This window comes from Acinetobacter sp. HA (genome assembly GCF_000264725.1).
Taxonomy (GTDB): Bacteria; Pseudomonadota; Gammaproteobacteria; order Pseudomonadales; family Moraxellaceae; genus Acinetobacter; species Acinetobacter schindleri.
Genome location: NZ_AJXD01000085.1, coordinates 1 through 13,455 on the forward strand (window position 1 = coordinate 1; position 13,455 = coordinate 13,455).

A 13,455-nucleotide genomic window follows, 5' to 3' on the forward strand; every position below is an offset into this window, starting at 1 on the left:
AACCCTTTAAATTAATTAGGTGGTTTATGTCGCACTTCAAGTTTTACTCTGCCAAATTATTTAATTTTGTAATTAATTTTATTATTTGTTGTTATCCGTTCAAATTTTTTTATTGAATATTTTATTTAATCTAAATATTATGAAAAAGTTATTTATAAAACGAATAATATTATTTTTATGGAGAGAGTGATGCCAGACATTACGAATTTATCAGTTGAAGAGTTAAAGCGTTTACAAGCTGAAGCTGAAGCATTAATTGCGTCTAAAAAAGACCAGGAAATCGAAGATGCTTATAATCAGGTATTAAGCATTGCAGAAAAAGTAGGTATGAGCATTGAACAGTTGCTCGAGTTCGGTGCCTCTAAGCGCAAGAAATCATCTCGCAAGACTGTAGAACCACGTTACCGCAGTAAAGCAAATCCGGAAGAAACCTGGACAGGTCGTGGTAAACAGCCACGCTGGCTGGTTGCAGAACTGGAACAAGGTGCCAAGCTGGAAGATTTTCTGATCTAAAGATTTGACTGTGAATGTTGTCATAGGTCAGTCATGGAAATGATCTATATATCTTTAACCAAGCATCATTGCTTGGTTTTTTTATGCCCCTCAATTGGCGTGGTGAAAAAAGTATGCATAATGTACTTATATTAAGAAAAGAATCATAACCAGGAACTGAAATTGATGGATTGGTTGGGGTGGGATGAGCAGTAAACCGAAAACTTTCAAATGGTTAATTCTGGCCATAGTCGCCTTTTTTATTTTTGTGGTTTTGCAGGTGCCGGCTGCCTGGCTGATTTCAAAATTTTATAAAAATAATCAGGTACTGCATAACGTCAGTGGCAATATCTGGCAGGGGAGTGCTGACTGGAAAAAAGGTCAATTGCGTGGCAGCCTCAACTGGCAGGTCCGTCCATTGGATTTGCTATTATTGCGTCTCGGGGCAAATGTGGAAGTACATAGCGGCAATACTAAACTTGCCGGTGTAATGGCTTACGGTCTGACCAAAACGTTAGTCGCCAGGAATCTGGAAGGACAGGTCGCACCAGAAACCTTGAAAAATCTGGCAGACTGGCAATGGCCAACCAATGCAATTCAATTTAAGCAGCTCGATTTTAAATATAAGAAACAAAATGGCTTTAGTGATGTGAGTGGTCAGTTGAATTGGACCGGGGGAGAATTGATCTATACCTTTGCACAGCGTCAAGAGCGGATGAGTGTTCCTGTTCTTGCCGGGAAGCTGGCAGATGAGTCAGGTAAATTATTGCTAGATGTTCGCGATAGTCGTGATCAGAAAATGCTGAATATTGAACTTGATCCCGATCTGATGCTGAATGTGCAACTGACACAGCGTATGTTACTGAATGTTCCTTCCTATGAAGGTAAAGCTGGACTGGACACTTATGTCATCAGCACCCGTCAGCCGTTGATGGGAGGCCTAAACTGATGGCCATCAATATAGATAAATTTAAACAGCTGGATCTACAGACGTTTAATAAAGCAGCACCCGCACTTTTAGTTTTACTGATTCTGTATCTGTGCTGGAAACTGGCAGCCCTATTCTGGCTGGTCGTTGCACCGCCTCAAGCCCTACAAGTAGAACGTGTAGAGTTGGGCTCACAGCAGTCACGGATTCCGAATATCAGCTCTTTCGCCTTATTTCAGGAAACTGGACAAAGTGCGGCAAGTGCGGAAGTCTCCAATATTCTGTTACAAGGGGTGATGGTTGCCAGTCCAAGCTATTTGTCTTCAGCAGTATTGAAGCTGAATGATCAGGTCGATCGCTATCGTGTTGGCGAGAGCTTGGGTAATAGCGGCTATGAGCTGGCTGAAGTGTACTGGGATCGGGTGATCATTCGTCAGCAAAATGGTGCGAGTAAGGAAGTTTTCTTTAAGGGCTTGGAAAATGGCTTAAATCAGCCTTGGCAGAATAATGAGCAGAAAAGTGGGCGTTCATCGTCATCCTCAAATTGGGGTGGATCAGCGAATCAGCCAACAAATGAGCCTGCTTCACCGCAGAATGAGATTGGTCGCGCGATTCAGCAGATGAATGAAAACCGCGAACAGTATCTGGAAAATATGGGAGTTTCTGCAGGTGAAGGGGGTTATGAAGTCACTTCGCGAACTCCGGCAGTGCTGCGTAACCGTCTCGGTCTCAGACCCGGCGACCGGATTGTATCCCTGAATGGTCAAACCGTCACTGCAGGACAATCTGAAGTGCAGTTACTGGAACAGGCACGACAGCAGGGCCAGGTAAAACTTGAAATTAAACGTGGTGATCAGGTGATGACCATTCAACAGGATTTAAAGTGATGTGTCATCACATATAGGGTTGGGAAGCATTTAGGTTTATGGCTTTATTTAATAATAATCGATCAGCATGGGCGCTTTGTGTTGCCGCACCTCTGGTGGCTATGGTCAGTACCGCAACTTATGCGCAGACCTGGAAAATCAATCTGCGTGATGCAGACCTGGCTGCTTTTATTAATGAAGTAGCCGATATTACGGGGAAAAATTTTGCCGTTGATCCAAGGGTGCGCGGCAATGTCACAGTCATTTCAAACCGGGCATTAAACCGGGCTGAAGTCTATGATCTGTTTCTTGGGGTCTTGAATGTTAATGGTGTCGTGGCGATCCCGTCCGGGAATACCATCAAACTGGTGCCAGACAATAACGTCAAGAACTCCGGTATTCCGTATGATGCCCGTAACCGTGCGACTGGTGACCAGATTGTGACCCGGGTAATCTGGCTGGAAAATACCAATCCGAATGACCTGATTCCAGCACTACGCCCACTAATGCCGCAGTTCGCCCATTTAGCGGCTGTGCCAGGAACCAATGCCTTAATCGTTTCCGATCGCGCTAGCAATATTTACCAGCTGGAAACGATTGTGCGTAACCTGGATGGTACCGGTCAGAATGATCTGGAAGCCATTACCTTACAGTCGAGTCAGGCTGAGGAAATGATTGGCCTGATTGAGTCCATGACAGCTACAGGTGCTGCCAAGGATTTAAAAGGCTCACGTGTGCGGGTCATGGCAGATCAGCGGACCAATCGGATTATCATCAAAGGCGATACCGCAACCCGTAAGCGTATTCGCCAGATTATTGAAACGCTGGATGTGCCTGCAGCGGATCGTTTAGGGGGGCTAAAAGTCTTTCGCCTGAAATATGCCAGTGCCAAAAACCTGGCTGAAATTTTACAAGGACTGGTTTCTGGGCAGGCTCAGGGGCGTTCGAGCTCTTCTTCAGAGAACAGCTCCGCAGGAACTTCGCTGAATACATTGGGCAATAACAGCTCTGCATCCAATATGTCTCAGGAAGCTTCCACTTCCGGGATTCAGTTAAATTCAGGATTAGGAAATAACCAGCAAGGAATTACCAGTTTTAATGCCAATGGTGTCAGTATTATTGCTGATGCGACCCAGAATTCATTGGTAGTGAAGGCTGATCCACAACTGATGCGCGAAATCGAGTCAGCGATTAATCAGCTGGATACGCGTCGTCAGCAGGTGTTAATTGAAGCTGCGATTATGGAAGTGGAAGGTACGGATGCTGACCAGCTGGGTGTGCAATGGGCACTTGGTGATCTGAGTAGCGGTATTGGTCTGATTAACTTTGATAACTTTGGTGCCAGCCTGAAAAATATTGCTGCCGGCTATCTGACCGGTGGTGCGGCAGGGGCAGGCAGTGCAATTGGTACAGGGACCTCACTCGTGATAGGTGATTATCGTGAAGGCAGTGATGGTTCTCGAAAGCTCTATGGTGCACTGATTCAGGCACTCAAAGAAACCACGAAGTCGAATCTATTGTCTACGCCATCGATTGTGACCATGGACAATGAAGAAGCCTATATCGTAGTGGGTGAAAACGTTCCATTTGTAACAGGTTCAGTTTCTACGGGTGCGGCAGGTGTTGCCAATCCCTATACCACCATTGAGCGTAAAGATGTGGGTGTGACACTAAAAGTCATTCCGCATATTGGTGAAAATGGAACCGTACGTCTGGAAGTCGAGCAGGAAGTTTCTGCAGTTGCACGTGATAAGGGGCAGGCATCAGATCTGGTCACTAGTAAACGTGCGATCAAAACTTCAATTCTGGCTGAACATGGTCAAACCATTGTGCTCGGTGGTCTGATTTCAGATAACACCAGCTACGGTCGTCAGGCGGTACCGGGTTTGGGTGCAATCCCTGGTTTAGGGCGTTTATTCCGCTCGGAAGGTAAATCCAATCAGAAGCGTAACCTGCTGATTTTTATTCACCCAACGATTGTGGGGGATAAAAATGAAGTACGTAAAATTTCCCAGCAGCGCTATAGTCAGCTGTATAGCTTGCAATTGGCGCTAGATTCGGATGGTAATTTTGCCAAACTGCCAGAAAACCTGGATGATGTATATCAACAACGTCTCCCTGTTTCTAAAACACCCCTAGGGTCGAATTACCAAACTGTACCAACTGCACCTGTAGCCTCACAGCCGGTGGCAGTAGTCACTACGCCAGTTGCAATTGAACCTGTAGTGCAACAGCAATCTGTGCAACCAGTACAAAATGTAGAAAAAACCCGAAATACAGTGACAACCACGACGTTGCGTCCGAAAAGCTAGAGGTGCGGTGGTTGCAAACAGCATGTTATGATCAACGTAACAGAATAAAAGAGAAGTGGATGTTATGACTTGGAAAATTCAAGCCATTACTGGCGATCTGACAGGACAGGAAATTAGCATTGACCGTGACATGCTGGTGGGTCGTCATCAGGCAGCAGATATTGTGTTGCAGGCTGCAGAAATCTCGCGTAAGCATGCTGCCTTTTTGCTGAAGGAAGATGCACTGTGGGTACAAGACCTAGGTTCTTCAAATGGTACTTTTGTCAATGATATGCGCATTGATTCAGAAGCATTGCTGAAACAGGGTGATATCGTACAGTTTGCTAGCCTGAAATTTTCTGTGCTTGAGCCAGCACAAGAAGTCATCGTCGAACCTGAACTAGAACAGACAGCTGAACGTATTATTGAAGAGGCTGCTGAGAAGACTGCTGCCCATCAGATGAATGATCAGGGTATACCAGAGCTAAAAGAACGTGATGCTGAAGTTCAGTTGACTCGTGATGGTATGCCAACTAATGTCGGTATTCCAAAACCGGCGCCAATTCCTGAAGGTATAGATTTATCTGCGGTTAAACCTGAACCAACACCAATTCCTGTTGAGCAACCTGTTTCTCGTGTAGAAGAAATGAAGGAACAGCAAAAAAATGCTTCAGTCGGTTTGATTTCTTTAATTGTTATTGTGATTTTAGCAATTATGGCTTGGCTATTCTTTAAATAAGCCAAGTATTGGTTACAATCAAGGCATGCAATCGCATGCTTTTTTTGTGGCTGTGTGATGAATAAAGATAAAGAGAGTGGAAATGTCTATAGCACAACTGGATAAACGTGAGCTGATTTTATTTGATCTGGATGGCACCTTGGTGGATTCGGCTTCTGACCTATATCGTGCCATGAATATGAGCTTAAATGTGCTGCAACTGCCTTTTGTGACTGAAGAACAGGTACGAGTCTGGATTGGCAAAGGTAGTTCGAAGTTTTGTGAAAGCGTACTACTGCACCTGACTGGAAGTTTGGATCCAGCACAGCATCAGGAATTACTAAATACTTTCCTGGAAGTCTACAATGCTGATCCATGTGTCGATACCGTACCATTTCCGGGCATTATTGAATTTCTACAATGGGGTAAAGCACAAGGTAAAAAGCTCATTTGTGTGACCAATAAGCCCGAACAGCCTGCACGCAGTATTTTAGATATTTTGGATATGGCGAAGTATTTTGATGACACTATTGGTGGTGACCGTTTTACCGAGCGTAAGCCGGATCCGCGTCAATTGCTGCATTGTGTCGAGCATTATGCTGTCAGCAAAGAGCAGGTGCTGATGATTGGCGACTCGGTGAATGATGTCGAAGCTGCACGCCGTGCCGGTATAGATTGTATTGTAGTCAGCTATGGCTATAATCATGGTGAGAATATAGCAGACAGCCATCCTCAGGAGATTGTGGATGATCTACGTGAACTGCTGGCTTAATTAGGGTATTAGGGAATTAAAATGAATAGTTCTAAGGTTTTTCGATGGCGTCGCTCAGTCCAATTCTATTTACACACTGAGTAACCCTAATTTAAAGAGAAAAACCGAATGACCACTCAAGCACAATTCCAGCAACTTGCTGCGCAAGGCTATAACCTGATTCCCGTTTACCGTCAGCGCTTGGCCGATACTGATACGCCCCTTTCTATTTTTGCTCGCCTTAAACAGCATCAACAGGCTTATCTGTTTGAATCGGTTGAGGGGGGGGAGAACTGGGCGCGTTATTCAATCATCGGTTTGGGTGAATCTACCGTGTTCTCCTGTAACGCAGGTGAACTGACGGTACAACATGCCGATGGCTCGATTGCAAAGCAGCACTGTTCAGACCCCTTCCAATACATTCGCGACTTTCAGGCGCAGTTTAAAGTGCCGACTCAAGCAGACTTACCTGCTTTACCAAGTTTTACTGGTGGTCTGGTCGGTTACTTTGGCTATGACTCGGTACGTTATATCGAGCCAAAGCTGAATAATGTCCCTGAAGCCGATCCAGTAGGTTTGCCAGATATCTGGATGATGCTGTCTAAAACAGTGATCGTATTTGATAACCTCAAAGATACCTTGTTTTTGATTGTGCATGCCGATACGAATGATGCTAATGCATATGAAAAAGCACATGAAAAATTAAATGAATTGGAAAATATTCTGGCAACACCAATCAGTCTGAAAGCAGAAAAACATACTCCACCGCATTTTGAGTCATTAACCGGGCATGACAACTTCCTTGCTTCTATTGAAAAAGTGAAAGAGTACATCCGTGCTGGTGATGTGATGCAGGTAGTACCCGGTCACCGTATGGTCTCTGATTTTGATGGAGAGCCTCTACAGGTCTATCGTGCGTTACGCCACCTTAACCCATCACCCTACCTGTTCTTGGTGCAAGGGCAGACCTTAGAAAACAAGACACCATTCCATATTGTAGGTTCTTCACCTGAGATTTTATCTCGTTTGGAAAATGGGATTGCTACTGTGCGTCCCCTGGCAGGGACTCGTCCGCGTGGCAAGACCAAAGAAGAAGATCTGGCATTAGAAAAAGATCTGCTTTCTGATGAAAAAGAGATTGCCGAGCATTTAATGCTGATTGATCTGGGCCGAAATGATGTTGGTCGGGTGTCAAAAATCGGTAAAGTGCAAGTGACTGATCAAATGGTGATCGAACGTTATTCGCATGTCATGCACATTGTCTCGAATGTACAAGGTGAAGTGCGTGATGATGTAGATGCATTGGATGTTTTTAAAGCAACATTCCCGGCAGGCACGCTTTCTGGTGCACCAAAAATTCGTGCCATGGAAATTATTGACGAAGTTGAGCCGGTAAAACGTGGAATTTTCGGTGGTGCTGTTGGTTATTTAGGCTGGCACGGCGAAATGGACATGTCGATTGCGATTCGTACCTGTGTCATTCGTGAAAATAAGGTCTATGTTCAGGCCGGAGCAGGGCTGGTTGCTGACTCAAATCCTGAATCTGAGTGGAATGAAACCCAAATAAAAGCTCGCGCAGTGATCAAAGCGGTTGAATTATCATCAAATGGTTTGATTTTATGAGTTTTTGACGTTTTTTTTGAAAAAAACACTTGCATGGTTTCTGAGTTTTGCTAAACTGCACACCGTTCCGATACGAAACGTACGAAACACTAAGAAACGCCGGCATAGCTCAGTTGGTAGAGCAACTGACTTGTAATCAGTAGGTCCACAGTTCGAATCCGTGTGCCGGCACCATCTTAGAGAGTTTCTAGTGTAGAGTAAAGAACAGCACTGATGTAAGTGTAAAAAATGGTGAGGTTCCCGAGCGGTCAAAGGGGGCGGACTGTAACTCCGCTACGAAAGTTTCGAAGGTTCGAATCCTTCCCTCACCACCAATTTTAAGACTTCAATAAGTGGTTTGTACCAACATCGTGCGGGAGTAGCTCAGTTGGTAGAGCGGTAGCCTTCCAAGCTACATGTCGCGAGTTCGACCCTCGTCTCCCGCTCCATTGAAGTACTAATATTTGCTCTTATAGCTCAGTGGTAGAGCACTCCCTTGGTAAGGGAGAGGTCTCGAGTTCAAATCTCGATAAGAGCTCCAGATTACAGTTTATCGCAACATTGTTGCAAAAGATTCCAAAAGCAGGCTATTTAGTCTGCTTTTCAAGTATTGGGCGTTTGATTTTTTTAGGCGATATGTCGGAGCTGAGTTTTACTCAGAATTGTGTTCGACGTAAACGAGGAAGATGAACATGGCTAAGGCTAAGTTTGAACGTAATAAGCCACACGTTAACGTGGGCACAATTGGTCACGTTGACCATGGTAAAACAACTTTAACAGCTGCGATTGCAACTGTATGTGCGAAGAAATTCGGTGGTGAAGCGAAAGACTACGCTGCAATTGACTCTGCACCAGAAGAAAAAGCACGTGGTATTACCATTAACACTTCTCACGTAGAATACGATTCTCCAACTCGTCACTACGCTCACGTAGACTGCCCGGGCCACGCCGATTATGTTAAAAACATGATTACTGGTGCTGCTCAGATGGACGGCGCGATCCTTGTATGTGCTGCGACTGATGGTCCAATGCCACAAACTCGTGAACACATCCTGCTTTCTCGTCAGGTGGGTGTACCTTACATCGTTGTATTCTTGAACAAATGCGACCTTGTAGACGACGAAGAGCTTCTTGAGCTAGTTGAAATGGAAGTTCGTGAACTTCTTTCTACTTACGACTTCCCAGGTGATGACACTCCAGTTATCCGTGGTTCAGCTCTTCTTGCGCTTAACGGCGACGCTGGTCAATATGGTGAAGCTGCAGTTGAAGCTCTTGTTGAAGCGCTTGACTCTTACATCCCAGAACCAGAACGTGCAATCGACCAAGCATTCTTGATGCCAATCGAAGACGTATTCTCAATCTCAGGTCGTGGTACAGTAGTAACTGGCCGTGTTGAGACTGGTATTGTTAAAGTTGGTGAATCAGTTGAAATCGTTGGTATCCGTGATACACAAACAACAACTGTAACTGGCGTTGAAATGTTCCGTAAACTTCTTGACGAAGGTCGTGCGGGCGAGAACTGTGGTGTTCTTCTTCGTGGTACTAAGCGTGAAGACGTTCAACGTGGTCAAGTACTTGCTAAACCAGGTACAATCAAGCCGCACACTAAATTCGACGCAGAAGTATACGTACTTTCTAAAGAAGAAGGTGGTCGTCATACTCCATTCCTTAACGGTTACCGTCCACAGTTCTACTTCCGTACAACTGACGTAACTGGTGCGATCGCGCTTAAAGAAGGCGTTGAAATGGTTATGCCTGGTGACAACGTTGAGATGTCAGTAGAGCTGATCCACCCAATCGCGATGGACGCAGGCTTACGCTTCGCGATCCGTGAAGGTGGTCGTACAGTGGGTGCTGGTGTAGTATCTCGCGTTACTGCATAATATAGTATAAGATATTGACTGGAGCCCCGGCTCCAGTCTGTCTTTTTGAAGGTCAGTAGTTCAATTGGTAGAGCGTCGGTCTCCAAAACCGAATGTTGGGGGTTCGAGTCCCTCCTGACCTGCCATCATTTTTTCTTAAAAGACGCTTGATGTCGGCAAATCTGGTCATATAATAAGTCGCGAAACCTACGACGAGTACAAAAATGTCGAATGATAAATCACGTGACGCAATGAGCGGCGCGGCAATTCCCCAAAGAAATAATCCTGCTGTAGATGTAAAAACCGGTTCTCCATTGGACATTGTTCTATGGGTTATCGCCTTGATTTTATTGGTGGGTGCAATGATGGTAAATCAATATTTGCCAGCGTACTGGGCACCGGCGAATGATATTTGGGTTCGTGTTGGGGTGATTTTAGCTTGTATCGTGGGCGCTTTAGGTTTATTATACGCCACCCATCAAGGCAAAGGCTTTGTTCGACTGCTGAAAGACGCACGAATTGAGCTCCGTCGAGTGACCTGGCCTACCAAACAAGAGACAGTGACCACCTCATGGCATGTTCTTGTTGTTGTTGTCATTGCAGCCGTTGTTTTATGGTGTTTTGACTACGTATTAGGCTGGTTAATGAAGTTTATTATCGGGTAAGAGAGCTATGAAACGTTGGTACATTATTCATGCCTATTCTGGTTATGAAAAACAAGTGATGCGTTCGCTTAATGATCGAATCCAGCGTAGCGCTGTTGCCGATAGCTTTGGTGAAGTCCTGGTCCCTACTGAGGAAGTAGTGGAAATGAAGGATGGCAAGAAACGTAAATCAGAGCGTAAGTTCTTCCCAGGCTATGTATTGGTCGAAATGGAAATGAACGATGAAACCTGGCACATTGTTAAAGAATGTCCAAAAGTATTAGGTTTCATTGGTGGTACGGCAGAAAAGCCGGCACCAATTACGCAAAAAGAAGCTGATGCGATTCTTGCGCGTGTACGCAATACTGGTGAAGCACCTCGTCCTAAGACGATGTTTGAACCAGGCGAAGAATTACTTGTGATTGACGGTCCATTCACAGACTTTAAAGGTGTGGTGGAAGAGGTTCAGTACGAAAAGTCACGCTTAACGCTGACAATCAATGTATTTAACCGACCAACTCAGGTTGAATTGGAATTTCGCCAAGTCGAAAAAACAATCTAATCGGTATTGGTTGAAAACGCCCGATTTGTTAAAGGATCGGGCATTGTTGTTGTAACGGTTATCGTTACGTAGAATCATTGGGGAGCCTAGCGGCGTTTGCACCCAGAGGTAATTTGAAATGGCTAAGAAGATTGACGGCTATATCAAGCTGCAAGTTCCAGCTGGTAAAGCGAATCCATCTCCACCTATTGGTCCTGCACTGGGTCAACGTGGTGTTAACATCATGGCATTCTGTAAAGAATTCAACGCTGCTACTCAAAAGCTTGAAGCTGGTCTGCCAATCCCAGTCGTGATCACTGTGTACAACGACAAGTCGTTCACTTTCATCATGAAAACTCCACCTGCTGCGATTCTTCTTAAGAAAGCTGCTGGTATCCAAAAAGGTTCAGCTGTACCTAACAAAACTAAAGTTGGTAAGTTGACTCGTGCTCAGTTAGAAGAAATTGCGACTACTAAAGAACCAGATCTTACTGGTGCTGATTTAGACGCACGTGTTCGTACCATCGCTGGTTCTGCACGTTCTATGGGCTTGGAAGTGGAGCTATAAGACATGGCAAAGTTAACTAAACGTCAAAAAGCCATTGCTGCTGCTATTGAAGCGCAAAAAGTTTACACTTTAGAAGAAGCTGTAGAAGTTCTTACTAACCTTCCAGCTGCGAAATTCAAAGAATCTTTGGATATCGCTGTTAATCTAGGTGTTGACCCTCGTAAATCTGATCAGGTTGTTCGTGGCGCGACTACTCTTCCTGCAGGTACTGGTAAAACTGTACGTGTAGCTGTATTCGCTCAAGGCGCTGCTGCAGAAGCTGCTAAAGCTGAAGGCGCAGACGTTGTTGGTTTCGACGATCTTGCTGAAAGCATCCAAGCGGGTAACCTTGATTTCGACGTAGTTATTGCTGCTCCAGATGCAATGCGCGTTGTAGGTAAACTTGGTACGATTCTTGGTCCACGTGGCTTAATGCCAAACCCTAAAGTGGGTACTGTAACTCCTGACGTTGCTACTGCAGTTAAAAATGCAAAAGCTGGTCAAGCACGTTACCGTGTAGATAAAGCGGGTATCATCCACGCTGCGATCGGTCAAGTAGGTTTCTCTGCTGAAGCTGTTCGTCAAAACGTTGAAGCTCTTGTAGCTGACCTTAAGAAAGCAAAACCTGCTACTTCTAAAGGTATTTACATCCAAAAGATCACTCTAAGCTCTACTATGGGTCCTGGTCTGATCGTTGATGTTCAAAACGTTTCTAAATAAGTTTTAAACTTATACAGAATTTTAAAGCCCTGAGTGAAAATCAAAGCGCTGCTTTGATTTTCACGCAAGAAACGCTCCGTCTCTTGTGAACTTAGGCAGACTTTGAATTGATAAATGAGAATTTATCAGCGTCAAAGACCTCAGGCGAGGGGAGTTTTATGCTCTTCTCTTAATAGTCCAGCCTGCGTAGACGCGGTGGTGTGATTTGTTCATCCTCCGCGTGTAGGTCCAGTGATGGACTTGCGAATTGGGAGTGTACTTCTTTGAAGTACATAAATCACCGTTAGGAGGTTTTACAATGGCTCTTCTTATTGAAGGCAAAAAACAGATCGTAGCTGAAGTTGCTGAAGTTGCTTCTACTGCATTTGCCGCTGTTGTTGCTGACTACCAAGGTTTAACAGTTGAGCAATTAACTGCTCTACGTGTTGAAGCTCGTAAACTAGGTGTTCACACACGTATCGTGCGTAACACTTTGGCTAAACGTGCTCTTCAAGATACTCAATTCAATATCTTGAACGACAACCTTGTTGGCCCAACAATCTTAGCTTTCTCGACTTCTGAAGACGACATGGGTGCAGCTGCACGCTTGTTCGAAGAATTCGCAAAAACTAACAAAGCATTTGAACTTAAAGCTGCTGCATTTGATGGCAAGGTTTATCAAGGTGCTGAAGTTAGCGTGATCGCGAATCTTCCGAACCAAGAAAAAGCGCTTACTATGCTTGCAAACGTTCTTCAAGCTCCTATTTCGAAATTGGGTCGCCTTATTACTGCGCTCAAAGAGAAAAACGAGTCAGAAGCTGCTTAAGCTTAAATTTATTTCCACACCATTCAATTTCCATTTGGAGTTATTCTCATGGCTTTAACTAACGAAGAAATCCTAAACGCAGTTGCAGAAAAAACTGTTCTTGAACTTGTTGAACTAATCTCTGCTTTCGAAGAGAAATTCAACGTATCTGCTGCTGCTGTAGCTGTTGCTGCTGCTCCAGGCGCTGCTGCTGCTGCTGAAGAACAATCAGAATTCAACGTTGAGTTGACTTCTTTTGGTGCGAACAAAGTTGCTGTAATTAAAGCAGTTCGTGAAGCTACTGGCCTTGGCTTGAAAGAAGCTAAAGACATGGTTGAAGGCGCACCTGCTGTTCTTAAAGAAGGCGTTTCTAAAGAAGAAGGCGAAGAGCTTAAGAAGAAACTTGAAGAAGCTGGTGCTACAGTTACTCTTAAGTAATTTCTTAAGGGAGTCGGTTTTTTTATAATCGGCTCCAAAAATTGGCTGATGGCTCTTGGGTCATCAGCCTTTTTGCGTTACAATAATCGGCTCGATTTTTGTTTGCATGATAGAAATTCATACAAATTTAAAAAACAAACATAATTGATCAAATGCTTACCAATATTTTTGCAGTAAAAAATATTGTTAAGCGTTTTAATACCACTAAAAATTGCAGCATTTGTAAAGAGTGGTGGCCATATCGGCCAGCGTAATTCCTTCTGAGCCCGTT

The 13,455-nt window shown here is 44.5% G+C and carries 14 protein-coding genes and 5 tRNA genes; all 19 read left to right on the forward strand.

Annotated features, from left to right (window positions below; all coding sequences use genetic code 11):
• The first annotated feature begins 186 nt into the window (after positions 1 to 186).
• Entirely contained in the window at positions 187 to 513 is a 327-nt protein-coding gene (locus HADU_RS11725) for an H-NS family nucleoid-associated regulatory protein (RefSeq protein ID WP_026056799.1), read from the forward strand.
• Between the two features lie 184 nt (positions 514 to 697).
• Positions 698 to 1,441 (forward strand): type II secretion system protein N, encoded by a 744-nt coding sequence (gene gspN / locus HADU_RS11730; RefSeq protein ID WP_004890585.1) that lies wholly within the window; start codon positions 698 to 700, stop codon positions 1,439 to 1,441.
• The gene (locus HADU_RS11735; RefSeq protein ID WP_004813583.1) at positions 1,441 to 2,307 is read left to right on the forward strand and encodes a type II secretion system protein N; all 867 of its coding nucleotides are present in this window, start codon (positions 1,441 to 1,443) and stop codon (positions 2,305 to 2,307) included. The genes gspN and HADU_RS11735 overlap by 1 nt, the downstream gene beginning before the upstream one ends.
• Positions 2,308 to 2,345: 38 nt before the next feature.
• Positions 2,346 to 4,598 (forward strand): type II secretion system secretin GspD, encoded by a 2,253-nt coding sequence (gene gspD, locus HADU_RS11740; RefSeq protein WP_004890583.1) that lies wholly within the window; start codon positions 2,346 to 2,348, stop codon positions 4,596 to 4,598.
• Positions 4,599 to 4,662: 64 nt separating this feature from the next.
• Positions 4,663 to 5,316 (forward strand): FHA domain-containing protein, encoded by a 654-nt coding sequence (locus HADU_RS11745; protein ID WP_004813578.1) that lies wholly within the window; start codon positions 4,663 to 4,665, stop codon positions 5,314 to 5,316.
• An 82-nt stretch (positions 5,317 to 5,398) separates the two neighbouring features.
• Complete coding sequence (locus HADU_RS11750) at positions 5,399 to 6,067, forward strand: phosphoglycolate phosphatase (RefSeq protein WP_004813576.1); 669 nt, start codon at positions 5,399 to 5,401, stop codon at positions 6,065 to 6,067.
• 108 nt (positions 6,068 to 6,175) lie between these two features.
• The gene (trpE, locus tag HADU_RS11755) at positions 6,176 to 7,669 is read left to right on the forward strand and encodes an anthranilate synthase component I (protein WP_004813574.1); all 1,494 of its coding nucleotides are present in this window, start codon (positions 6,176 to 6,178) and stop codon (positions 7,667 to 7,669) included.
• Positions 7,670 to 7,767: 98 nt separating this feature from the next.
• Positions 7,768 to 7,843: transfer RNA gene (locus HADU_RS11760), tRNA-Thr, on the forward strand.
• A 56-nt stretch (positions 7,844 to 7,899) separates the two neighbouring features.
• Positions 7,900 to 7,983 (forward strand) — tRNA-Tyr (locus HADU_RS11765).
• A gap of 38 nt (positions 7,984 to 8,021) precedes the next feature.
• Positions 8,022 to 8,097, forward strand: a tRNA-Gly gene (locus HADU_RS11770).
• Positions 8,098 to 8,114: 17 nt separating this feature from the next.
• Positions 8,115 to 8,189: transfer RNA gene (locus tag HADU_RS11775), tRNA-Thr, on the forward strand.
• 151 nt (positions 8,190 to 8,340) lie between these two features.
• Positions 8,341 to 9,531 carry an elongation factor Tu gene (gene tuf / locus HADU_RS11780; protein WP_004811166.1) on the forward strand — a complete coding sequence of 397 codons (1,191 nt, stop codon included), beginning with the start codon at positions 8,341 to 8,343 and terminating at the stop codon, positions 9,529 to 9,531.
• 49 nt (positions 9,532 to 9,580) lie between these two features.
• Positions 9,581 to 9,656: transfer RNA gene (locus tag HADU_RS11785), tRNA-Trp, on the forward strand.
• Between the two features lie 78 nt (positions 9,657 to 9,734).
• A complete protein-coding gene (gene secE, locus HADU_RS11790; RefSeq protein ID WP_004813570.1) occupies positions 9,735 to 10,175 on the forward strand; it encodes a preprotein translocase subunit SecE in 441 nt (146 codons plus the stop codon).
• A 7-nt stretch (positions 10,176 to 10,182) separates the two neighbouring features.
• On the forward strand, positions 10,183 to 10,716 hold the full coding sequence (nusG, locus tag HADU_RS11795) for a transcription termination/antitermination protein NusG (protein WP_004813568.1): 534 nt from the start codon (positions 10,183 to 10,185) through the stop codon (positions 10,714 to 10,716).
• 118 nt (positions 10,717 to 10,834) lie between these two features.
• Complete coding sequence (rplK, locus tag HADU_RS11800) at positions 10,835 to 11,263, forward strand: 50S ribosomal protein L11 (protein WP_004813566.1); 429 nt, start codon at positions 10,835 to 10,837, stop codon at positions 11,261 to 11,263.
• Positions 11,264 to 11,266: 3 nt separating this feature from the next.
• Positions 11,267 to 11,962: a 50S ribosomal protein L1 gene (rplA, locus tag HADU_RS11805; RefSeq protein ID WP_004813564.1), complete on the forward strand. Its 696-nt coding sequence runs from the start codon at positions 11,267 to 11,269 to the stop codon at positions 11,960 to 11,962.
• Between the two features lie 298 nt (positions 11,963 to 12,260).
• The gene (gene rplJ / locus HADU_RS11810; RefSeq protein WP_004813562.1) at positions 12,261 to 12,767 is read left to right on the forward strand and encodes a 50S ribosomal protein L10; all 507 of its coding nucleotides are present in this window, start codon (positions 12,261 to 12,263) and stop codon (positions 12,765 to 12,767) included.
• A 48-nt stretch (positions 12,768 to 12,815) separates the two neighbouring features.
• Positions 12,816 to 13,184 carry a 50S ribosomal protein L7/L12 gene (gene rplL, locus HADU_RS11815; RefSeq protein WP_004813560.1) on the forward strand — a complete coding sequence of 123 codons (369 nt, stop codon included), beginning with the start codon at positions 12,816 to 12,818 and terminating at the stop codon, positions 13,182 to 13,184.
• The last annotated feature ends 271 nt before the right edge of the window (positions 13,185 to 13,455 follow it).